Raw genomic sequence first — 20,347 nt, forward strand, 5'->3', positions numbered from 1 at the left:
ACCAAACAACCCACCCCCCCAAACCGGTCGGGTGTTCGGCTGGGTGGTGTGTTTTTTTTTTTAACCCCCCGGCCCGGGGGGCGGGCCCCCCCCCCCGGTCCCCCGGGGCCGGCGGCCCCTTCTTCGGAGCTACGAGGTCAGCTCGCGTCGCCCATGTGCTGCGTGACCTTCCTGCGGTACATCCAGATGCCGACACCGGCGATGACCGCGAGGACCGCCTCGAACGCGACGGCGCCCGAGGTGTTCAGGTCGACGCCCAGCTGCGGGGAGGTCAGGAGACCGGTCACCGAGTCACCGGCGGTGACGGCGAGGAACCAGACACCCATCATCTGGGAGCTGTACTTCGCCGGGGCCATCTTCGTCGTCACGGAGAGGCCGACCGGGGAGAGGCAGAGCTCCGCGACGGTCTGGATGAAGTAGATCGCCACCAGCCACATCGGGCTGACCCGGCCGCCGTTGGCGGCGGTGTCGATCAGCGGGATCATGAAGACGATGAAGGAGATGCCGATCAGCGTGAGGCTGGAGGCGAACTTGACGGCGGTGCTCGGCTCCTTGCCGCGCTTGTTCAGCCACAGCCAGCCCGAGGCGACCACGGGGGCGATCGCCATGATGAAGACCGGGTTCAGCGACTGGTACCAGGACGTCGGGAAGTGGAAGCCGAGCAGGCTGTTCGTCGTCGAGTTCTCGCCGAAGATCGACAGGGTCGAGCCGTTCTGGTCGTAGATCATCCAGAAGACGGCGGCGACCACGAAGAACCAGATGTAGCCGGACAGCTTGGACTGCTCGGTGACCGTCAGTTCCTTGTCGCGCTTCATGCGCACCAGGACCGCGACCGGGATGACCAGACCGGCGATGGTGATCGGCAGCAGCGCCCAGTCGGCGAAGTTGCCCGAGACGCCGAGCAGCGTGTAGAAGGCCGCGGCGACGATCAGCCACACCAGGCCCTTGCGCAGGACGGAACGCTTCTCCTCCGCCGTCGCCGGAGTGGAGACGACGTCGCTCTCCCGGCTCAGGTGGCGCGAGCCGAGCATGAACTGGGCCAGGCCCAGCGCCATACCGATCGCGGCGAGCGCGAACCCGAAGTGCCAGTTGACCTTCTCGCCGACCGTGCCGATGGACAGCGGGGCGAGGAAGGCACCGATGTTGATGCCTATGTAGAAGAGCGTGAACCCACCGTCGCGGCGCGGGTCCTGCGGGCCCTTGTAGAGGTGGCCCACCATCGTGGAGATGTTGGCCTTCAGCAGGCCGGAGCCGAGCGCGACGAGTACGAGACCCGCGAAGAAGGTCGCCGAGTTGGGCACGGCGAGCGTGATGTGGCCGAGGATGACGACACCGCCACCGATGGCGACCGTCTTGCGCGGCCCCCAGAAGCGGTCGGCGACCCAGCCGCCGGGCATGGCGAGCAGATAGACCATCGCCATGTACACGGAGTAGATCGCCGTCGCCGTGGTGGCACTCATGTGCATGCCGCCGGGAGCGATCAGGTACAGCGGGAGCAGTGCCTTCATGCCGTAGAAGCTGTAGCGCTCCCACATCTCGGTCATGAAGAGCGTGGCCAGGCCGCGGGGGTGGCCGAAGAAGGTCTTCTCTACGCCAGGGGCACTGGCCGGGTCCTTCGTCAGGCTGGACGCCATGGTCGATCCTTGCTTGCTCGGGACGCGCGTGGCCTTGTGAGCGGTACGCGCCCGGTGGGGGGAGGCCGGCACCGACACGGGCACGCCCACCGCGTCGGGATCCACGCCCGGTGCCTTCATTGGCGTTCCGGGCCCGGCCCACAGGTCATTCACTGAGACTTCCGGGCTGGCGGGTACCAGCCCCGCACACAAAAGAGACCCTGGGCGCTAATAGCTGCCCAAAGGTCTTTGAGTAGTGCAACAGGCGTTGAGACACCATACGACACGACAGAGCGGGATATGGAAGGACTTGAGACATGGATCACAGGTCCAGGTGCAACCACAGTCGCATATTCGAAGGTCCGCCCGTGAACGGGGCGCAGACCCGCAGGGCTTTTGGATCACCTCACTCCTTCTCCGCTGCGCGGACTACCATCACTCCATGACCCGTGTACTGCTCGCCGAGGACGACGCATCCATCTCGGAGCCACTGGCCCGCGCCCTGCGTCGGGAGGGTTACGAGGTCGAGGTCCGCGAAGACGGTCCGACCGCACTCGACGCCGGCCTCCAGGGCGGCATCGATCTGGTCGTACTCGACCTGGGGCTGCCCGGGATGGACGGCCTCGAAGTCGCCCGCAGGCTCCGCGCCGAGGGCCACACCGTGCCGGTGCTGGTGCTGACCGCCCGTGCCGACGAGGTCGACACGGTCGTCGGCCTCGACGCCGGCGCCGACGACTACGTGACCAAGCCCTTCCGGCTGGCCGAACTGCTGGCCCGGGTCCGGGCGCTGCTGCGCCGCGGGGCCACCGAGCCCGCCCCGCAGCCCGCCACCCATGGGGTCAGGATCGACGTCGAGTCGCACCGGGCCTGGATGGGCGACGAGGAACTCCAGCTCACCGCCAAGGAGTTCGACCTGCTGCGGGTCCTGGTCCGTGACGCGGGCCGGGTCGTCACCCGCGACCAGCTGATGCGCGAGGTCTGGGACACCACCTGGTGGTCGTCGACCAAGACGCTCGACATGCACATCTCCTGGCTCCGCAAGAAGCTCGGGGACGACGCCGCCAATCCGCGCTACATCGCCACGGTCCGGGGCGTCGGCTTCCGCTTCGAGAAGAGCTGACGTACAGAAACACTCATGCGCCGAAGACTGATCAACTCCACCCTCGCCGTGGTGCTCGTGGTGATCGCCGTCTTCGGCGTCTCCCTCGTCATCGTCGAGACCCGCACCATCAGCAGCAGCGCCCAGGAGAGTGTCGACTCCGAGGCGCTGCGAGTGATCAGCGTCATCGAGAGCCGGCTCCTGGGCGCCGAGCGGATCAACCCCGCGGTGCTGGCCGAACAGATCGACGACAAGCGCTACGCCCTGGTCAAAATGGAGGGCCGGGCCCCGATCGAGGTCGGCGAGCGCCCCAGCGGCAGCGTGATCAGCGCCACGCAGCAGGGTGAGCACGGCGAGAAGGTCACCATCGAGGAGTCCCGCTCCGCCATCACCCGCGAGGTCGGACGCACCCTGATGATCATCGGTGCGGTGGCGCTGCTGGCCATCGTCTCCGCCGTGCTCCTCGCCGTACGCCAGGCCAACAAGCTGACCTCACCGCTCACCGATCTCGCCGAGACCGCGGAACGCCTGGGCTCCGGCGACCCGCGCCCGCGACACAAGCGGTACGGGGTGCCGGAGCTGGACCGGGTCGCGGACGTCCTCGACTCCTCGGCCGAACGGATCGCCCGGATGCTCACCGCGGAGCGCCGGCTCGCCGCGGACGCCTCCCACCAGCTCCGTACGCCGCTGACCGCGCTCTCCATGCGGATCGAGGAGATCTCCGTCACCGACGACCCGGACACGGTGAAGGAGGAGGCGAACATCGCCCTCACCCAGGTCGAGCGCCTCACGGACGTGGTCCAGCGGCTGCTGACCAACGCCCGCGATCCGCGTACCGGCTCGGCCGTCGTCTTCGACCTCGACGAGGTCGTCAAGCAGCAGATCGAGGAGTGGCGCCCCGCCTACCGGGGCGAGGGCCGCGCGATCGTCCGTTCCGGGAAGCAGGGCCTGCGGGCCGTCGGCACCCCGGGCGCGGTCGCGCAGGTGCTGGCCGCGCTGATCGAGAACTCCCTGATGCACGGTGGCGGCACGGTCGCCCTGCGCACCCGGGTCACCGGCAACCAGGCGGTCATCGAGGTGACGGACGAGGGCCCGGGAGTCCCGGCCGACCTCGGCGCGCGGATCTTCGAGCGGACGATCAGCGGCCGCAACTCCACGGGCATCGGACTCGCGGTCGCCCGGGACCTGGCGGAGGCGGACGGCGGCCGCCTGGAACTGCTCCAACAGCAGCCCCCGGTCTTCGCACTGTTCCTCAGCCGAGTGGCCCTGACCAGAAAGGAACCGGAACGCCCGGTGCGGTAAGTCCGGCCCCGCCCGGCCGAGCCCGTCCGGCGACCGAGGACAAGACGTCGGCCCGGACGAACCCTGAGCTACCGCCGAGCCGTATCCGCCTCGACCCGCACCGCAGAAGCGGGAGCGGGAGCGGGAGCAGTCGCGGGCCCGGAGGCCGGCCCGGGCACGGAGACCGTGGGCGCCACGAACCCGTCCCCGCTCACGACCACCTCTTTGTCAGGCAGCGCCTTGAACACCCAGCTCCGGTAGGACCAGAAGCGGAACATCGTCGCGACCCCGATCCCGACGATCTTGAAGACGTTGCTCTGGACCGGGCTGTTCCAGCCGAACCCGTACGTCGCCGCGTACAGCACCCCGGTCTCGATGACCGCCCCCACCGCGCTGAACAGCAGGAACAGCGTGAGCTCCCGCGTCCGCCCGCTCTTGTCGCGGTCCCGGTACGTCCAGTACCGGAAGCCGACGTAGTTGCAGAGGATGGCGACGAACGTCGCGAGGAGACCCGCCCGCACCGTCGGGATGTCCGTGTAGCGCCACAGCAGGTTGGACACCGCGATATTGACGACCAGACCGACCGCGCCGACCACGCCGAACTTGGCGATCTCCCGGGCCAGCAGATCCAGCCGGGCCCGCAGTGCGCCGCGTTCGCTCATGGTGATTGCTCAGCCCGTCTGTCGGTTCGTCCGTCGGCTCGTCCGTCGGTTCGTCTTCAGGTTCCGTCAACCCGGCCATGCTAACCAGCCCACCCGTCGGCTGCCTGTGAGTACCGGTGCAGGTGTGGCGAGCCTGTGACACCCGGATCCCCGCCCCCACCACCCGTACACAGGTGTACACAGGGCATCGTCCGGGGCCCGCAGGGCGTGCGGATACCCTGGAGGAGTGACGTTTCCGGTAGTCGGCATGGTCGGTGGCGGTCAGCTCGCCCGTATGACCCACGAGGCGGGCATCCCCCTCGGCATCAGGTTCAAGCTCCTCAGTGACACCGCTCAGGACTCGGCGGCCCAGGTCGTGAATGAAGTCGTCGTCGGCGACTATCGCGACCTGGAGACGCTGCGTTCCTTCGCGCGCGGCTGTGACGTGATCACCTTCGATCACGAGCACGTGCCCACCGAGCATCTGCGGGCCCTGGAGGCGGACGGCATCCCCGTGCGCCCCGGCCCCGACGCGCTGGTGCACGCCCAGGACAAGGGGGTGATGCGCGCGAAGCTCACCGAGATCGACGCACCCTGTCCCCGCCACCGCATCGTGCGGGACCCGGCCGACGCCGCGGCCTTCGCCGAGGAGGTCGGAGGCTTCCCCGTCATCCTCAAGACCGTGCGCGGCGGCTACGACGGCAAGGGCGTCTGGGTGGTCCGCTCGGAGGCGGACGCGGCCGACCCCTTCCGGGCGGGTGTCCCGGTCCTCGCGGAGGAGAAGGTCGACTTCGTACGGGAGCTGGCGGCCAACATCGTCCGCTCGCCGCACGGCCAGGCCGTCGCCTACCCGGTCGTCGAGTCGATCCAGGTCGACGGCGTCTGCGACACGGTCATCGCGCCCGCCCCCGAGCTGAGCGAGGAGCTCGCAGGCCGGGCCCAGCAGCTCGCCCTGCGGATCGCCGCGGAGCTCGGCGTCGTCGGCCACCTCGCCGTCGAACTCTTCGAGACCCGCGACGGGCAGATCCTCGTCAACGAGCTGGCGATGCGCCCGCACAACTCCGGGCACTGGACCCAGGACGGCGCGATCACCTCGCAGTTCGCCAACCACGTCCGGGCCGTCCTGGACCTCCCGCTCGGTGACCCGCGCCCCCGCGCCACCTGGACGGTCATGAGCAACGTCCTGGGCGGTGACTTCCCGGACATGTACCAGGCGTACCTGCACTGCATGGCCCGCGACCCGCAGCTCAAGATCCACATGTACGGCAAGGACGTGAAGCCCGGCCGCAAGGTCGGCCACGTCAACACCTACGGCGACGACCTGGCGGATGTGCGCGAGCGCGCCCGGCACGCGGCCGACTACCTGCGAGGAACGATCACCGAATGACTTCCCCCGCCTCCACCGCGCCGGTCGTCGGCATCGTCATGGGTTCCGATTCCGACTGGCCCGTCATGGAAGCAGCGGCCAAGGCGCTCGACGAGTTCGAGATCCGCTACGAGGTCGACGTCGTCTCCGCCCACCGCATGCCGCACGAGATGATCGCGTACGGCGAGCACGCCGCGGGCCGCGGCCTGAAGGCGATCATCGCCGGGGCGGGCGGCGCCGCCCACCTGCCCGGCATGCTCGCATCGGTCACCCCGCTGCCGGTCATCGGCGTACCGGTGCCGCTGAAGTACCTGGACGGCATGGACAGCCTGCTCTCCATCGTGCAGATGCCCGCCGGTGTCCCCGTCGCCACCGTCTCGGTCGGCGGCGCGCGCAACGCGGGCCTGCTGGCGGCCCGGATCCTCGCCGCGCACGACAGCGAGCTACAGGCCAGGATGGTCGAGTTCCAGAAGGAGCTGAACGACCAGGCCACCGAGAAGGGCAAGCGCCTGCGCAGCAAGGTGCAGGGCGCCGACTCCTTCGGCTTCGGAAAGTAGGGCAACGGATGGACCAGCTGGAGCGGGCCCGGGAACTCCTCGCGGAGCACCCCGTCGTCGACGGCCACAACGACCTGCCGTGGGCGCTGCGCGAACAGGTCAACTACGACCTCGACGCGCGGGACATCGCCGGCGACCAGTCGGCCCATCTGCACACCGACATCCCCCGGCTGCGCGCCGGCGGCGTCGGCGCGCAGTTCTGGTCCGTCTACGTACGGTCCGACATGGCGGGCGAGGACGCCGTCAGCGCCACCCTGGAACAGATCGACGCGGTCGCCGAACTGCTGGACCGGCACCCGGGCGACCTGCGCCGCGCGCTGACCGCCGACGACATGGAGGCGGCCCGCGCCGAGGGCCGTATCGCCTCCCTGATGGGCGCCGAGGGCGGCCATTCCATCAACAACTCGCTGGGCACCCTGCGCGCCCTGCACGCACTCGGCGTCCGCTACATGACGCTCACCCACAACGACAACATCGCCTGGGCCGACTCGGCGACCGACGAGCCGGGCGTCGGCGGCCTCTCACCGTTCGGCCACGAGGTCGTACGGGAGATGAACCGCACCGGCATGCTGGTCGACCTCTCGCACGTCGCGGCGACGACGATGCGCGACGCGCTCGCCACCTCCACCGCTCCGGTGATGTTCTCGCACTCCTCGTCCCGGGCGATCTGCGACCACCCGCGCAACATCCCCGACGACGTCCTCGCGCAGCTCCCGGCCAACGGCGGCATCGCCATGGCGACCTTCGTACCGAAGTTCGTCCTGCCGGAGGCCGTCGCCTGGACCCGGTCGGCGGACGAGAACATGCGCGCGCACGGACTGCACCACCTGGACACCACCGAGCGGGCGATGAAGGTCCACGCCGCGTTCGAGACGGCCAATCCCCGTCCCATGGCCACCGTCGCCACGATCGCCGACCACCTCGACCACATGCGCGAGGTCGCGGGCATCGACCACGTCGGCATCGGCGGCGACTACGACGGCACGGCCTTCCTCCCGCAGGGCCTCGACGACGTGTCCGGCTACCCGAACCTGATCGCGGAGCTGCTGCGCCGCGGCTGGTCCGCCGCCGACCTGGCCAAGCTCACCTGGCAGAACGCCGTACGGGTGCTGCGCGCCGCCGAGGACGTGGCCGGGGAGCTGCGCACCCGCCGGAGCCCCTCGCACGCCACGATCGAGCAGCTGGACGCCCCGGCTCTCTGAGTACGAACCGGGGCACCCGGCCGAGCGCTCAGCAGGCGCAGAGACAGAACGGGTGCCCCGCCGGATCGGCGTACACCCGGAAGCTCCGCTCCCGGTCCTCCGCTTCGAGCGCCGTCGCGCCGAGCGCGAGCACCTCTCGCTCCGCCGCGTCCAGATCCGGCACGGTCAGATCCAGATGGAACTGCTGCGAGCCGTCCGGACGCGGCCACTGCGGTGGTACGAAGCCGGGCGCGGCCTGGAAGGCGAGCGGGGTGCCGGTGCCGCCCACGAGGTTCACCCAGCCGTCCCCGTCGTCCTCGATCCTCCCGCCGAGCACCCCGGCGTAGAAACGGGCGAGCGCGCCGGGATCGGGGCAGTCCAGGACGACGGCACCCAGTGCGGCAACAGCCATGACGCTTCCTCCTCGTACAGATGCGGGCAGGTCCGATCGGGCGGTTACCGGTAAGACGCCTCAACCGGTAACCGTTACTGCATGCTGCCGCACCGGAGGTAACGTCGCAACCATGAATGAGAGGGATTCCGCACCCGGCGGACTCGCGCTCGTCGAGGCCCTGGTCAACACCCTGGACGTCGAGACCGGTGCGGACGCCCTGGACACGGCCGACGGGCGTGCCGAACTCGCCATCGCCGAGCCGGACGCCCCGGCGGCCCGCACCCTCCGCGAGGCCCTGCGCACGGTCTGCCTCGCCCACGCGGGCCACCGCCCGCCCGAGGGCGAGTCGGTCGCCCTCCTCGACCGGCTGCTGGCCGACGCTCCCCTGCGCGTCGCCGTGGACGCGCGGGGCGGGGCGGTGCTGCACCCGGTGGAGGAGCCGCCCGGACTGACGGCAAGGGTCGCGGCGGCCATCGCCACCGCGTCGGCCGACGGCACCTGGACCCGGCTCAAGGCGTGCGAGGCGGCGGACTGCCGCTGGGCGTACTACGACCGCAGCCCGGCGGGGCGCCGCCGCTGGTGCTCGATGTCGGTGTGCGGCGCCCGCGCGAAGATGCGCGCCTACCGCGCGAGGCAGAGCTGAGGAGAGTTCAGTAGGGCGGAGCTTGAGGAGAGCTCAGACGCTCAGGGCTTCGCTCAGGCCTTCGGCCGGCCCATGGCCCGGTACGTCCACCCGGCCTTGCGCCACACCACGGGGTCCAGCGCGTTGCGGCCGTCCAGGATGATCCGGCGGTCGGCGACCTCGCCCAGGACCTCCGGGTCCAGCTCGCGGAACTCGCTCCACTCCGTGAGGTGCAGCACCACATCGGCGCCGCGCACGGCGTCCAAGGCCGTGTCCGCGTAACCGAGCGTCGGGAAGAGCCGGCGGGCGTTCTCCATGCCCTTCGGGTCGTAGACGGTGACCTGGCCGCCCTGGAGGTGGATCTGCCCGGCGACGTTCAGTGCGGGCGAATCGCGTACGTCGTCGGAGTCCGGCTTGAAGGCGGCACCCAGGACGCCCACCCGCTTGCCGAGGAACGATCCGCCGCCGACGGCCTCCCGGGCCAGCTCCACCATGTGGCCGCGGCGTCGCATGTTGATGGAGTCGACCTCCCGGAGGAAGGTCAGCGCCTGGTCGGCGCCCAGCTCACCGGCTCGGGCCATGAAGGCACGGATGTCCTTGGGGAGGCAGCCGCCGCCGAAGCCGATGCCGGCGCGCAGGAACTTCTTCCCGATCCGCTCGTCGTGACCGAGCGCCTCGGCGAGCTTCGCCACATCGCCGTCGGCGGCCTCGCAGACCTCCGCCATGGCGTTGATGAAGGAGATCTTGGTGGCGAGGAAGGAGTTGGCGGCGGTCTTCACCAGTTCGGCCGTCGGGAAGTCCGTCACCACGAGCGGGGAGCCCTCCGCGACCGGTACGGCGTACACCTCGCGCAGCAGCTTCTCGGCGCGCTCGCTCCCCACCCCGACGACGATCCGGTCCGGGTGCAGGGTGTCCTTGACGGCGAAGCCCTCGCGCAGGAACTCCGGGTTCCACGCCAGCTCCGCGTCCGCGCCCGCGGGCGCGAGCTCGGCCAGCCTGGCCGCGAGCCGGGCCGCGGAGCCGACCGGCACGGTGGACTTGCCGACGACCAGGGCGGGCCTGGTCAGGTGCGGTGCGAGCGATTCGAAGGCGCTGTCCACATAGCTCATGTCACAGGCGTACTCGCCGTGCTTCTGCGGAGTGTTCACGCAGACGAAGTGCACATCGCCGAACTCCGCCACCTCTTCCCACGAGGTGGTGAAGCGCAGTCGCCCGCTGGCGCCCGCGATACCGGCGACGTGCTTCTTCAGGATCTCTTCGAGCCCCGGCTCGTACATCGGGACCCGGCCGGCCGACAGCATCTCGATCTTCTCGGGCACGACATCGAGCCCCAGCACCTCGAAGCCCAGTTCCGCCATGGCCGCGGCGTGGGTGGCGCCGAGATAGCCGGTGCCGATCACAGTGATCCTGAGGGCCATGTAGTGCTCCTGTGAGATGCGGACAGACGTGCGGTGAACGAGCATAGTCGTGCCCCTGAATCGCTCAGTTCCGGCTGTCGTGAAGCTCACGGCCCCAGCTCATATGCCATTGCCGGGGCAGGCGCCTAAAATTGGGTTACTTAACGGTAGTTAGCATCCTTGGGGAGTGAGAGTCTTGGCGGGTTCGACCGATTTCGACCTGTACCGTCCGGCAGAGGAGCACGACATGCTCCGTGAGTCGGTGCGTGCGCTCGCCGAGGCGAAGATCGCCCCGTTCGCTGCCGCGGTCGACGAGGAGGCCCGTTTCCCGCAGGAGGCCCTGGACGCCCTGACCGCGGCGGATCTGCACGCGGTCCACGTTCCGGAGGAGTACGGCGGCGCCGGTGCCGACGCGCTCGCCACGGTCATCGTGATCGAGGAGGTGGCCCGCGCCTGCGTCTCCTCCTCCCTGATCCCCGCCGTGAACAAGCTCGGCTCCCTCCCGGTGATCCTCTCCGGCTCCGAGGACCTGAAGAAGAAGTACCTGGGCCCGCTCGCCAAGGGCGACGGCATGTTCTCCTACGCCCTCTCGGAGCCCGACGCGGGCTCCGACGCGGCGGGCATGAAGACGAAGGCCGTCCGCGACGGCGACTTCTGGGTCCTCAACGGTGTGAAGCGCTGGATCACCAACGCGGGCGTCTCCGAGTACTACACGGTCATGGCCGTCACCGACCCGACGAAGCGTTCCAAGGGCATCTCGGCCTTCGTCGTCGAGAAGTCGGACGAGGGCGTCTCCTTCGGAGCCCCGGAGAAGAAGCTCGGCATCAAGGGCTCCCCGACCCGCGAGGTCTACTTCGACAACGTCCGCATCCCCGCCGACCGCATGATCGGCGAGGAGGGCACCGGCTTCGCCACCGCGATGAAGACCCTGGACCACACCCGCATCACGATCGCCGCCCAGGCCCTCGGTGTCGCCCAGGGCGCGCTGGACTACGCCAAGGGCTACGTCCAGGAGCGCAAGCAGTTCGGCAAGCCGATCGGCGACTTCCAGGGCATCCAGTTCATGCTCGCCGACATGGCCATGAAGCTGGAGGCGGCCCGCCAGCTCACCTACTCGGCCGCCGCCAAGTCCGAGCGCCTCGACGGCGACCTCACCTTCTTCGGCGCCGCGGCCAAGTGCTTCGCGTCCGACGTGGCGATGGAGATCACCACGGACGCGGTCCAGCTGCTCGGCGGCTACGGCTACACGCGCGACTACCCGGTGGAGCGGATGATGCGCGACGCGAAGATCACCCAGATCTACGAGGGCACGAACCAGGTGCAGCGCATCGTGATGGCGCGGAACCTGCCGTAGCCGCTGCTCCGACCACCCGACGCACACAGACGCTCGGCCCCCGGCATCGCCGGGGGCCGTCGTCATGTCCGGCGGTGACGCCGGGAGATCAGTGCCCACGGCTCCCGGGCCGACGCTGTTACACCTTCGCGCGGTTACTGAGCCTTGATCGATGGGGGAGCCGATAAGTACTACGTATAGCGTTCTTTCTCCGGGCGGGTGACGACACGAGCGCGAAAACAGCATGACCGCGCTCCTACATGATTGCTGGGTGTTCCCTTTGTCAGGGGCTGAGTTCGCATTACGCGCACACGAGGCAACCGGTCCCGCACCAGGTGAGGCACAGCCGATGACACCGCGTGACCGGGGCCAGACGGCTGTGGAGTATCTCGGGCTGATCATCGTCGTCGCTACGATCGTGCTGGCCATGACCATGAGCGGAGTCGGCGGAGCCATCGCCGGGCGCCTGGAGTCACAGGTCTGCGCTCTCGTCTCCGCCGGCTGCGGGTCGGGCGGCGACGGCGGGGACCCGGGGGACGGAGTGGTGAAGCGCCCGGGGACCAACGCGAAAGTGGTGGAGCCGACGACGGGTCTTCCGCCGGACGTTCCGGATCTGGCGGTGACCGTTACTCCGGGCGTTACGAATCCTCCGGGAGGTACGAAGCCGGGGATGACTCCCTCGCCGGGTCTTCCGGATCCGCCGAAGGATCCCAGGCCTGCTGTCTCGAAGGGGAGGGTGACTCCCCACCCAGGCGTTTCGAAGGGGAGGGTGACTCCCCAGCCGGGTGTTTCGGCGCCGCAGAAGGCTCCCAAGCCTGCTGTCTCCAAGGAGCGGGGGGCTCCTTAGCCGGGCGCTACGAAGCCACGGGCGGGCTGACTCGGTGGCTCGGCCCCCACCGAGTCGGCCCGACTTCGCTCTGCGCCGTCAGGCTGCCGCTGCGTGCAGGTCCGGGTGTTCGGTGCGGCAGTCGCGGCAGTGCCCCGGTTCCGTTGCGCGGAAGGCGCGTTCGCAGGTTTCGCAGTTCTGGAGCGGGACGACGACGGTCTTGCGACGGGGCGCGGTGAGCTCCGCGATGCCGGGGAGTGGTGCCGGGATACGGGTGGTGATCCGGTGCCGGAGCAGTTTCGCCGGGTGCTTCAGGGGGACGGGGAGGTCTGTGGTGAGGGCGTGGCGGATGGTGTCGGGGTGGGTGTCGCGTTCGAGCCAGGCGGTGACGCCGGGGGTGAGGGTGCGGATGTCGCTCTCGGAGAGGGCGAGTCCGGGTGCGTGGCGGCGCAGGTCGGCCAGGAGGGCGGCAGCCGTGCGGTGGAGGCCGTCGGTGGGTGTGCGTGGCTGGGGGAGTGGCGGGGGCGGAGTTGCGGCGGGGGCGGCCGGAGCGCGTACGGGTTCCGGGGCCGGGGCTGGGGCCGGAACCGGGGGCGGTGTTGCCGGTGCAGGCCGCTGTGGCTCGGGTGGTGTCGTGCGCGGTGGGGCGGTGGGCCGGGGCTGTGGTGCGGGGGGTTTCGAGGCGTCGGTGCTGCGCGGCTGGTTGTACGAGACCGTACGGGTCACCACCCGGCCCTCGGGGAGGCGTACGCGGGTGCGGTGCAGGTAGCCCTTCTCCTCCAACTCCCGTAAAGCGGCGGCGATTCGGGCCTCGCTCTCCGGGAAGCGGTCGGTGAGGACCTTGATGCCGACCTTCGCCCCGGCGGGCAGCGACTGGATGTACGCGGCGAGCCCGATCGCGACGAGCGAGAGTTCGCGGTGCTGGGCGAGGTGGTTGCCGATGACCGTGAAGCCGGAACTGTGGCGGGTGTTGACGTGAATGACACCGGCAGTCGGTGTGACGTCGCGCGGGGCGCCGGAGGGGCCGGGGGAGCCGGGCCTGGCGTGCGGGGGCGCGGTAACCTGCGGGGTATCCATCGGGAAGCGTCTTCTTCCTCGTGGTCAGGCCTCGGCAGGGATTCCAGTCCCGGCCGGGGCCGTCTCGTGTCTGTGGTTGTCGCGGCGAGCATATGCCAGCCAACCCGTGCCAAATCCAGCTGAGTTGGCATATGTCACCCGTGCGGGTGACGGGCCTCCGGACGAGGGCGGGGTTGGGTTTGGTGGGGTTATTTCCCTTGGTTCTTTAAAAGCCTTTAGACGTCGTGGGCCACCGCGTCGTGGGCCACCGCGTCGTGGGCCACCGCGTCGCGGCCCACCGGGTCGTGGCCGCGTGGGTCGCGGGTACCCGCGACCCGGTGGAATCGGACACGGCGCGAGGCGGTCACGGTGCGAGGCTGAGTTCCGCCCAGACCGTTTTGCGCGGGACCGGGCCCGTGGTGATCCCCCACTGGTCGGCGAGGGCCTCGACGATCAGCAGGCCGCGCCCACTGTCGGCGTCGTCCTCCGGGGCGGACGCGACGGGCAGGCGGTCGCCCCGGGTGTCGGTCACCTCTACCCGCAGCCGTGTGTCCCCGCGAACGGTGAGGCTCAGCCGGAAGTCCCGGCCCTGCACCCGTCCGTGCGTGGCGGCATTGGCGGCCAGCTCCGCGACGACGTGCGCGGCCGACGCCGAAGGCAGGCCCCAGAGATCGAGGTGGACCACGGTGAGCAGGCGTGCGAGCCGTGCGCCTCGGCGGGTGGGTGAGAGCAGCACGGTGAACGTGCGCTCCGTGGTGGTGTTTTGGGGGGTGGCGGCTTGTTGGTTCACGTCACTCAGCGTGGCCGCGCCTGCGTACCGTGCACAGTGACTGAGCCGATGCGTACGGCGATTGTCCGGGGCTTGTCCAGTGCTGTCCGGGCTGTCCGGAGTGACGTGCGGGGAACAGAGGCGGTTGAGGAAGAACGGCACGCACGTCGGAAGTGGGGCGCGGATGAGTGTGGACGGGGTCGGTACGGAGCAGGGCGACGGCGGGGCGGACGAGCACGGTTGGGAAGTCGATCCCGATGACGAGTCGGGGGCTGCGGTGGTGGCAGCGGTGGGGCGTCAGATCAAGGCGTGGCGGGAGGCCGCGGGAATGCGGGCCGCCGAGTTCGGGGCCGCGATCGGGTACGGCGAGGACCTCGTCTACAAGGTGGAGGGCGGGCGGCGGATTCCTCGGCCGGAGTTCCTGGACAGAGCGGACGAGGTGACGGGCGCGGGCGGCAAGATCGCTGTGATGAAGCAGGACTTGGCGGAGGTTCGGTACCCGAAGAAGGTGCGTGAACTCGCCAAGTTGGAGGAGCGAGCCGTCGAGATGGGGCTGTACAGCAACCACAACATCCACGGCCTGTTGCAGACGGCCGAGTATGCGCGCGCATTGTTCGAAATGAGGCGGCCCGCGTACTCGGAGGACGAGGTGGAGAGGGTGTTGGCCGCGCGTATGGCCAGGCGGCGCATCTTCGAACGGTCCCCCGCTCCCGCGCTCAGTTTCGTACAGGAAGAGGTGACCTTGTGCCGTCCCGTCGGAGGCACAATGGTATTGCGTCGGCAGCTCGAAAGGCTTCTGGAAGTAGGGAAGTTGCGGAACGTCGACATTCAGGTCATGCCGACCCGTCGCGAGGACCACGCGGGTATGGATGGCGGGATCGAGGTGTTGAAGTTCGAGGACGGCACCGCGGTGGGGCGCTCTGATGGGGCCTTCGCCGGGCGGCCGGTGTTCGACCCGAAACAGCTCAGGATCCTTGATCTGCGCTATGGGATGATCCGGGCCCAGGCTCTCGCGCCACGGGAGTCGCTGGCCTTCATCGAGCAAGTGCTGGGAGAGACATGATCCGCAAGACCTCTGCCGGGGACGCCTCCGAGCTGGCGTGGTTCAAGAGCAGCTACAGCAGCAGCAGTGAAGGGGACTCTTGCGTCGAGATCGCAACCGCCCCCGGCACAGTCCACGTCCGCGACTCCAAGAACGCCCCGGGCCCCGTGCTCGCCTTCGGTCCTGGAGCCTGGGCGGATTTCACGTCGTCCGTGCCCGACCAGGCCTGATCGGCGGCAGCGGACCCGTCAAATCCGTTTCATCGTAACGAAGTTGACACGCATTCCCGTGGGCCGGAGCTGATTAGAGGAATGAAGCTGGGGTAGGTGCGGCAGCTGAGCCGTTGGAGACAGTAGGAACAGGACCCCGTCTGTGTCAGATCCCATACCGGCGTTACCAGGCCACGACGTCCTCGACGTGTACGTCGACAGGTACGGCCCCCGCCTCCTGCTGTGGGTCTGGGACAGGGCCGAGGGTGGGCTGCACCGGCACGTGTCCTGCGCAGGGTTCGGCTCGCTCCAGAGCATCCCCATGAGCGCGGTCAGGCTGCTCGTCGACCACCTGTGTGCCGAGGAGCTGATCGACACCGTCGGCGGGCCCGGGCCGGAGACCGGGGCTCCCGTGGTCACTCTGCGGGCCGCCGGGGTCGACCGCGCCCGATGGCTTCAGGCCCTGCGGGCGAACGCCGCCGAGCGGACACGCCACGCGGCGCGGGCCGTACTGCACTGGATCCATGCCAACACGCACCGACAGCCGTTACGGATCAGCGGCTTCCTCGACTCGCCGGACGTCTTCTTCCTCGGCGACGCCCTCTCCCGGAGTGAGGTCGCACGCGCGCTCACCTACCTGGCCGACGAGGAACTGATCACCTGCGATGGGCCGCTGTTCCACCACGACGTCGGCTCACACGTGGCGCTCACCTCGCAGGGCGTGGCCGTCGTGCTCGCCGGAGTCACGGACATCGGTGCGTACGTGGCGCAGCAACGTGAGTACCGTCGGCCCGCCCAGCACACCCACATAGAGGCCGGGACGATCGAGAACATCACGCAGGGCGACGCCGACCACAGTGTGCACACCTCCATCGAGATGCACACCGCGCTGCCGCCCGCCGGTCTCGCCAGGCTCATCACGGAGCTGGCACCGGCCCTCGATCTCGACCCGGAGGCACTCGCGGCCCTGTTGCGGAGCGCGAATTCGCTGGCTGGCGGCGGGGCCCCCGACGACGAGCCGCCCCCGGACCGGCAGCGCGGCCTGATGGAACGGATCCGGGGCTACCTCGCATCCGCCCCGGACACGGTGGGCCGGCAACTGCTCATGGACGCGGTCGGTCAGGCACTGGGCAGGATGCTCGGCGGCTGACGCGCGGGGTGGGGCCCGCCACGGAGTGGAGATGGACGGCTGAACGGGGGAGTGGGCGATGCGGACGCCTTTGTACGCACGGGATCCGATCTTGCGAGGGCTGGTTCCCCGGCTGGTGGGCATGGCGCCCGACCGCCGGGAGCTGGTGCCTCAGGAGCACCGGGACGACCTTCCCGTAACGCTGCTCTGCGGGACTCACGGAATGGGCAGGACCGCGGTCCTCGACGCACTCGACGCGGCCTACCGCGGGCGGATCCCGCTCGGGCGGGTCGATGCCGCACGGGTCGAACTGGCACACCGGTCCGGGCCCGCGGCGGCCAACACGTCGGCGGTGGTCGAGATCCTGGAGGAACTGGTCTGTGGACTGGCACCGGCGGTGCCGGGAGCGGTGCGGCTGCGCTTCGCCCGCCTCCTGCCGGGGCTCTTCGCCGTATCCAGCTGGCACCGCGGTGACGAGGAGCAGCAGGCGCTGGCCCGTGACCGGATCGCACGGCTGCTCGTCGCGTGCGGCCTGACGAAGGGAACGGCCGGGGCCGAGGGGACCGGCACCGACTGGACGTACGACGTCAGTGAGCGCCTCGCGGACCCGGACCGGCGGCAGCACGATCTGGCGCCCGTCACCGAGGCGGTCGTCCAGCAGTACTTCGGGCGGCACACACGGAACCGGGCCGAGAAGTCGGTGCAGCAGTGGTACCGGAGCCGCTCCAGCGGCTCCGACGACGGGGAGAGCGCCCTGATCCGGCTGAGCCTGCGCTTCCACCAGGGCGGTGACTTCCAGGACGCCGTCGAGCGCACCCTGACCGCAGCCTTCCTCGAAGACGTCGCCGACGCCTACGGGCGGTGGCAGCGGGTCAACCGGGCACCCCGGCCACTGGTCCTGCTGGACAACGCGCACACCGCGGCCGGGCGGCGCTTCGTCGGGCTGCTGCTCGATCACCGGTCCGCGACCGGGCCCGGCGTCCAGGACCCCCTGGTCGTCGTGGCGACCCGGCTGGGCGGCGGCGCGGCCCTCTATCCGGACGCCACGACCCGGGAACTGCCCGAGCTCACCCACGAGTCGGGCTGGGAACGCACCGTCGCCTCTTCGCCGTCGGCAGGAATGCTCACGATCGCGCTGCCCCCGCTGGGCCGCGGGGACCTGCTGCTGATGCTCGACGCCGCCCAGGGACCGCTGCCACGCCATCTTCCGTCCGCCCTGTACTCCCTCACCCGTGGGCATCCGCAGGGCAGCCGGGTGCTGTGCGAGGCAGTCGTCCGCGCAGGGCACCCCGTCGATCCCGAGGCTCTCCTCGACCTGCCGGTCGGGGAGGGGCGGCCGGCAGGCGAAGTGCTGCTGGAGCGGCTCGTGCCGCAGCCCCAGCTGCGCGCCCATCTGGCGCCGCTCGCCCTGGCACGGGACCGGGCCGCCGCACACGTCCTGACCACAGCGGCCGTGCTCGCCGACGGCGGACTCCCCGGCGCGGGGCTGCCCACAGCGGCCCGGTATCTGGTGGAGGAGCACTGGACCGACGGCGCACCGGACGCGGCGGGCGGGGACGGGCCGGGTACGGAGACCGGATTCGTGGCCGACCCCTTCCTGCGGGCCCTGCTGGTCCACGAGGCGCGCCGGGTCTGCGCCGCGGCCGGCCCGGGACGGCGCTGGGCGGACCTGCACGGCCTCCTGCGCAGGCATCACGAGGAGCGCGGTGCCGGTCACGAGCCGGACGTCCTGCGGCACGAACTGGCCGTCGGGGAAGCGGAACCGGTGGTGAGCAAGCTGACGGAGTACTTCGGAAGCTGGCCGGCCGACCGCTGGCTCGGGGCCCTGCCCCGGGTGGCCTCGGCCCCGCACCCTCCCCGGGCGGAGTGGACGGACCACCGTGCCGAGATCGCCCGGGGCGCCCACGACCACCTCTACGAGGAGTCCGACGACATACACCGGTCCGTCAACCGGCTGCTGCACGCTCTCTGGTACCTGTCCGAGACGTACGCGGAACCGATGGACGACCTGTGCGAGGACATCGGCTCCGAGCTGGCTTTCCTGTCGATGCGTCATCCGTCGGGCCGCGTGGTGCTCAACGAGGCGGCACGCTCCTGGCCGGCCGCGGTACGCGAGCGGAGGCCCTGCCCGACGTACGGACCGGACTACGGACGCGGCCCCCTCCGCGGCGAGGAGTGAGAACTGTGCTGGACCGTTTCAGGAACCGGGCCATGGGCCCGGCGGACAAGGTCATAGCCCTGACCGTCGGCATCATCCTGCTCGCGGCAGCCGCCTTCGCGGTCGTACGGATGCTGCCGGAGAAATGCGGTGACGGCTTCGAGGAGTCGGCGAAGGAATGCGTCGGCGTCACCGCGGGCGTCCTGGACGGCGACCCCCAACTGGACGGCCTGATAAGCGCGGTGGCGGACGAGAACGCCCGTGTCGAGAAGGGGTGGAAGCACCCGGAGAACGGCGAGGCGCGCATCCCCTACGTGCGCATCGCGCTGATGATGCCGTTCACCACGGATGCCACCAGCGCCATGAGCACGGCGCAGATCGCCCGTGCCCTGGCGGGTGCCCATGTGGCACAACTCCGGGCGAACGCGCAGGCCGGGCCCCGGTACCAGCTGCTTCTGGCCAACGACGGCAAGGACCTCGACCAATGGCGGCCCGTCGTCGACCGGCTGGCGCCGATGGCCGCCGACAAGGAGTCACCACTGATCGGCGTGTTCGGCATGCCCAACAGCAATCCCGACACGCTCGAAGCGGCCAAGGCCCTTTCCAAGCACCGGATTCCGACGATAGGGCCGATACTCACGTCGACGACGATGCAGGCCGGGTACTTCTTCAAGACCTCACCTTCGAACGACCTCCTGGCGCGGTCGCTGGGGGCCTACCTGGAGAAGAACCCGGGGGACGGGACCGGCTTCCTGGTCTCCGACCGGCGGGAACAGGACAGCTACTCCACCGACCTGAGGGACGTATTCCTCGATCACTTCGGCAAGAAGTACGGACTGAAGCAGCGCCAGGCGTCGTACCTGGGCCTCATCGGCGACGACAAGGGCGTTCCCCAGCGCTTCGCCGATGTGGCCCGCAGTATCTGTCTGACCAAGGCGGACACGGTCTTCTTCGCCGGGCGTGATCACGACCTGCCCCATCTGGTGAACCGGCTGGCGAGCGAGCCCTCCTGCAACCACGCCAAGCCGACACGCATCCTCAAGGTGGGGATCGGCATGGATCCCGAATCGACCGGGACAGAGATCACCGCACACCTGCGTTCCTCCCGGATCACCCTCGTCGGCGCGGCCTCGGTCGACACCCTGTCGTGGACCGGGGCCGAGCAGCTCCCGGCCGGGCCCCGGGGCTTCATGGAGTACTTCGGAAAACTCCGCAAGGCGATGCCGGCGGACCACCCCGCATGGGGCGCGAAGCCCCTGGACGACGGCTACGCGGTCATGTACCACGACGCCTTCACCGTGCTCGCCCAGGCCACCGACCGGGCGTACGACGACATCAACGGCGAAGGGGAGGAGGCGACGGGAGAGGACCGGCAGAGCAAGCCAGGGGCTGTCGACCTGCCGAACCACGACGACGTGTACAACACCGTCGTCAACATGAACATCCTGGGCACGGACTCCGGTGCGAGCTGCGTCAACTGCATGCGCGGAGCCAGCGGCACCTTCGGGTTCGACGATTCCCCGGACACCCGGAAGTGGGCTGTCTGCAAGCCCGTTCCCGTCATCGAGTACCCGGCCGCGGCCCCCACGGGCAAGGGGCAGAAGGCCGACCGGGTCTACCGCACCTACGAGGACAACTTCGACGGCTCCTGCCCCTGAGCACGGCTCCTGCCCC

20 protein-coding genes are annotated in these 20,347 nt (G+C 69.8%); 13 read left to right on the forward strand and 7 right to left on the reverse strand.

Going from position 1 to position 20,347, the window contains the following annotated elements:
* Positions 1-137: 137 nt before the first annotated feature.
* On the reverse strand, positions 138-1,634 hold the full coding sequence (locus ACFVJX_RS33740) for a peptide MFS transporter (RefSeq protein ID WP_384125694.1): 1,497 nt from the start codon (positions 1,632-1,634) through the stop codon (positions 138-140).
* Positions 1,635-2,055: 421 nt separating this feature from the next.
* Here ACFVJX_RS33740 and ACFVJX_RS33745 point away from each other — a divergent pair, with 421 nt between their 5' ends.
* The gene (locus ACFVJX_RS33745; RefSeq protein ID WP_018524728.1) at positions 2,056-2,733 is read left to right on the forward strand and encodes a response regulator transcription factor; all 678 of its coding nucleotides are present in this window, start codon (positions 2,056-2,058) and stop codon (positions 2,731-2,733) included.
* Positions 2,734-2,748: 15 nt separating this feature from the next.
* The gene (locus tag ACFVJX_RS33750) at positions 2,749-4,014 is read left to right on the forward strand and encodes an ATP-binding protein (protein WP_384125692.1); all 1,266 of its coding nucleotides are present in this window, start codon (positions 2,749-2,751) and stop codon (positions 4,012-4,014) included.
* 68 nt (positions 4,015-4,082) lie between these two features.
* Here the strand turns inward: ACFVJX_RS33750 and ACFVJX_RS33755 are convergent, their stop codons facing one another.
* The gene (locus ACFVJX_RS33755) at positions 4,083-4,655 is read right to left on the reverse strand and encodes a GtrA family protein (RefSeq protein ID WP_384125690.1); all 573 of its coding nucleotides are present in this window, start codon (positions 4,653-4,655) and stop codon (positions 4,083-4,085) included.
* Between the two features lie 226 nt (positions 4,656-4,881).
* Between ACFVJX_RS33755 and ACFVJX_RS33760 the strand changes: the two genes are divergently transcribed.
* The 3 genes from ACFVJX_RS33760 to ACFVJX_RS33770 are packed head-to-tail and all read left to right on the forward strand — an operon-like array spanning position 4,882 to position 7,759.
* A complete protein-coding gene (locus ACFVJX_RS33760; protein ID WP_384125688.1) occupies positions 4,882-6,021 on the forward strand; it encodes a 5-(carboxyamino)imidazole ribonucleotide synthase in 1,140 nt (379 codons plus the stop codon).
* Complete coding sequence (gene purE, locus ACFVJX_RS33765; protein ID WP_384125686.1) at positions 6,018-6,557, forward strand: 5-(carboxyamino)imidazole ribonucleotide mutase; 540 nt, start codon at positions 6,018-6,020, stop codon at positions 6,555-6,557. The genes ACFVJX_RS33760 and purE overlap by 4 nt, the downstream gene beginning before the upstream one ends.
* Before the next feature lie 8 nt (positions 6,558-6,565).
* Entirely contained in the window at positions 6,566-7,759 is a 1,194-nt protein-coding gene (locus tag ACFVJX_RS33770) for a dipeptidase (RefSeq protein ID WP_384125684.1), read from the forward strand.
* Between the two features lie 28 nt (positions 7,760-7,787).
* On the opposite strand, the gene ACFVJX_RS33775 is transcribed toward ACFVJX_RS33770, so the two are convergent.
* A complete protein-coding gene (locus ACFVJX_RS33775) occupies positions 7,788-8,150 on the reverse strand; it encodes a VOC family protein (RefSeq protein WP_384125682.1) in 363 nt (120 codons plus the stop codon).
* Positions 8,151-8,262: 112 nt separating this feature from the next.
* Here ACFVJX_RS33775 and ACFVJX_RS33780 point away from each other — a divergent pair, with 112 nt between their 5' ends.
* Positions 8,263-8,775 carry a CGNR zinc finger domain-containing protein gene (locus ACFVJX_RS33780; RefSeq protein ID WP_384125680.1) on the forward strand — a complete coding sequence of 171 codons (513 nt, stop codon included), beginning with the start codon at positions 8,263-8,265 and terminating at the stop codon, positions 8,773-8,775.
* A 53-nt stretch (positions 8,776-8,828) separates the two neighbouring features.
* On the opposite strand, the gene ACFVJX_RS33785 is transcribed toward ACFVJX_RS33780, so the two are convergent.
* Entirely contained in the window at positions 8,829-10,172 is a 1,344-nt protein-coding gene (locus ACFVJX_RS33785; protein ID WP_384125678.1) for a UDP-glucose dehydrogenase family protein, read from the reverse strand.
* A 175-nt stretch (positions 10,173-10,347) separates the two neighbouring features.
* Between ACFVJX_RS33785 and ACFVJX_RS33790 the strand changes: the two genes are divergently transcribed.
* A complete protein-coding gene (locus ACFVJX_RS33790) occupies positions 10,348-11,505 on the forward strand; it encodes an acyl-CoA dehydrogenase family protein (RefSeq protein ID WP_384125920.1) in 1,158 nt (385 codons plus the stop codon).
* A gap of 328 nt (positions 11,506-11,833) precedes the next feature.
* Entirely contained in the window at positions 11,834-12,331 is a 498-nt protein-coding gene (locus ACFVJX_RS33795; RefSeq protein ID WP_384125676.1) for a hypothetical protein, read from the forward strand.
* A gap of 78 nt (positions 12,332-12,409) precedes the next feature.
* On the opposite strand, the gene ACFVJX_RS33800 is transcribed toward ACFVJX_RS33795, so the two are convergent.
* The 3 genes from ACFVJX_RS33800 to ACFVJX_RS33810 form a co-directional block, all read right to left on the reverse strand.
* A complete protein-coding gene (locus ACFVJX_RS33800) occupies positions 12,410-13,387 on the reverse strand; it encodes a helix-turn-helix domain-containing protein (RefSeq protein WP_384125675.1) in 978 nt (325 codons plus the stop codon).
* 215 nt (positions 13,388-13,602) lie between these two features.
* Complete coding sequence (locus tag ACFVJX_RS33805; protein WP_384125673.1) at positions 13,603-13,734, reverse strand: hypothetical protein; 132 nt, start codon at positions 13,732-13,734, stop codon at positions 13,603-13,605.
* On the reverse strand, positions 13,731-14,156 hold the full coding sequence (locus ACFVJX_RS33810) for an ATP-binding protein (protein ID WP_384125671.1): 426 nt from the start codon (positions 14,154-14,156) through the stop codon (positions 13,731-13,733). Before ACFVJX_RS33810 ends, ACFVJX_RS33805 begins: the two co-directional genes overlap by 4 nt.
* Positions 14,157-14,319: 163 nt before the next feature.
* Here ACFVJX_RS33810 and ACFVJX_RS33815 point away from each other — a divergent pair, with 163 nt between their 5' ends.
* The 5 genes from ACFVJX_RS33815 to ACFVJX_RS33835 all read left to right on the forward strand — a co-directional run bounded on the left by ACFVJX_RS33815 (position 14,320) and on the right by ACFVJX_RS33835 (position 20,331).
* Positions 14,320-15,198 (forward strand): helix-turn-helix domain-containing protein, encoded by an 879-nt coding sequence (locus ACFVJX_RS33815; protein ID WP_384125670.1) that lies wholly within the window; start codon positions 14,320-14,322, stop codon positions 15,196-15,198.
* Positions 15,195-15,407 carry a DUF397 domain-containing protein gene (locus ACFVJX_RS33820; protein ID WP_384125668.1) on the forward strand — a complete coding sequence of 71 codons (213 nt, stop codon included), beginning with the start codon at positions 15,195-15,197 and terminating at the stop codon, positions 15,405-15,407. The genes ACFVJX_RS33815 and ACFVJX_RS33820 overlap by 4 nt, the downstream gene beginning before the upstream one ends.
* A gap of 142 nt (positions 15,408-15,549) precedes the next feature.
* Positions 15,550-16,536, forward strand: a complete 987-nt coding sequence (locus tag ACFVJX_RS33825; RefSeq protein WP_384125666.1) for a hypothetical protein — start codon at positions 15,550-15,552, stop codon at positions 16,534-16,536.
* A gap of 202 nt (positions 16,537-16,738) precedes the next feature.
* Positions 16,739-18,694 (forward strand): ATP-binding protein, encoded by a 1,956-nt coding sequence (locus ACFVJX_RS33830; protein ID WP_384125664.1) that lies wholly within the window; start codon positions 16,739-16,741, stop codon positions 18,692-18,694.
* 5 nt (positions 18,695-18,699) lie between these two features.
* Positions 18,700-20,331: a hypothetical protein gene (locus ACFVJX_RS33835; protein ID WP_384125662.1), complete on the forward strand. Its 1,632-nt coding sequence runs from the start codon at positions 18,700-18,702 to the stop codon at positions 20,329-20,331.
* Positions 20,332-20,347 lie beyond the last annotated feature (16 nt).

It is taken from the genome of Streptomyces sp. NPDC127177, from assembly GCF_042672475.1.
Classification (GTDB): Bacteria; Actinomycetota; Actinomycetes; order Streptomycetales; family Streptomycetaceae; genus Streptomyces.

Bases quoted from the DNA above. Each gene is read 5' to 3' on its own strand.
- ACFVJX_RS33750 (WP_384125692.1), top strand. From the start codon at position 2,749: ATGCGCCGAAGACTGATCAACTCCACCCTCGCCGTGGTGCTCGTGGTG.
- ACFVJX_RS33745 (WP_018524728.1), top strand. From the start codon at position 2,056: ATGACCCGTGTACTGCTCGCCGAGGACGACGCATCCATCTCGGAGCCA.
- ACFVJX_RS33770 (WP_384125684.1), top strand. From the start codon at position 6,566: ATGGACCAGCTGGAGCGGGCCCGGGAACTCCTCGCGGAGCACCCCGTC.
- ACFVJX_RS33780 (WP_384125680.1), top strand. From the start codon at position 8,263: ATGAATGAGAGGGATTCCGCACCCGGCGGACTCGCGCTCGTCGAGGCC.
- ACFVJX_RS33820 (WP_384125668.1), top strand. From the start codon at position 15,195: ATGATCCGCAAGACCTCTGCCGGGGACGCCTCCGAGCTGGCGTGGTTC.
- ACFVJX_RS33830 (WP_384125664.1), top strand. From the start codon at position 16,739: ATGGGCAGGACCGCGGTCCTCGACGCACTCGACGCGGCCTACCGCGGG.
- purE (WP_384125686.1), top strand. From the start codon at position 6,018: ATGACTTCCCCCGCCTCCACCGCGCCGGTCGTCGGCATCGTCATGGGT.
- ACFVJX_RS33785 (WP_384125678.1), bottom strand. From the start codon at position 10,172: ATGGCCCTCAGGATCACTGTGATCGGCACCGGCTATCTCGGCGCCACC.
- ACFVJX_RS33755 (WP_384125690.1), bottom strand. From the start codon at position 4,655: ATGAGCGAACGCGGCGCACTGCGGGCCCGGCTGGATCTGCTGGCCCGG.
- ACFVJX_RS33815 (WP_384125670.1), top strand. From the start codon at position 14,320: ATGAGTGTGGACGGGGTCGGTACGGAGCAGGGCGACGGCGGGGCGGAC.
- ACFVJX_RS33740 (WP_384125694.1), bottom strand. From the start codon at position 1,634: ATGGCGTCCAGCCTGACGAAGGACCCGGCCAGTGCCCCTGGCGTAGAG.
- ACFVJX_RS33795 (WP_384125676.1), top strand. From the start codon at position 11,834: ATGACACCGCGTGACCGGGGCCAGACGGCTGTGGAGTATCTCGGGCTG.
- ACFVJX_RS33800 (WP_384125675.1), bottom strand. From the start codon at position 13,387: ATGGATACCCCGCAGGTTACCGCGCCCCCGCACGCCAGGCCCGGCTCC.
- ACFVJX_RS33775 (WP_384125682.1), bottom strand. From the start codon at position 8,150: ATGGCTGTTGCCGCACTGGGTGCCGTCGTCCTGGACTGCCCCGATCCC.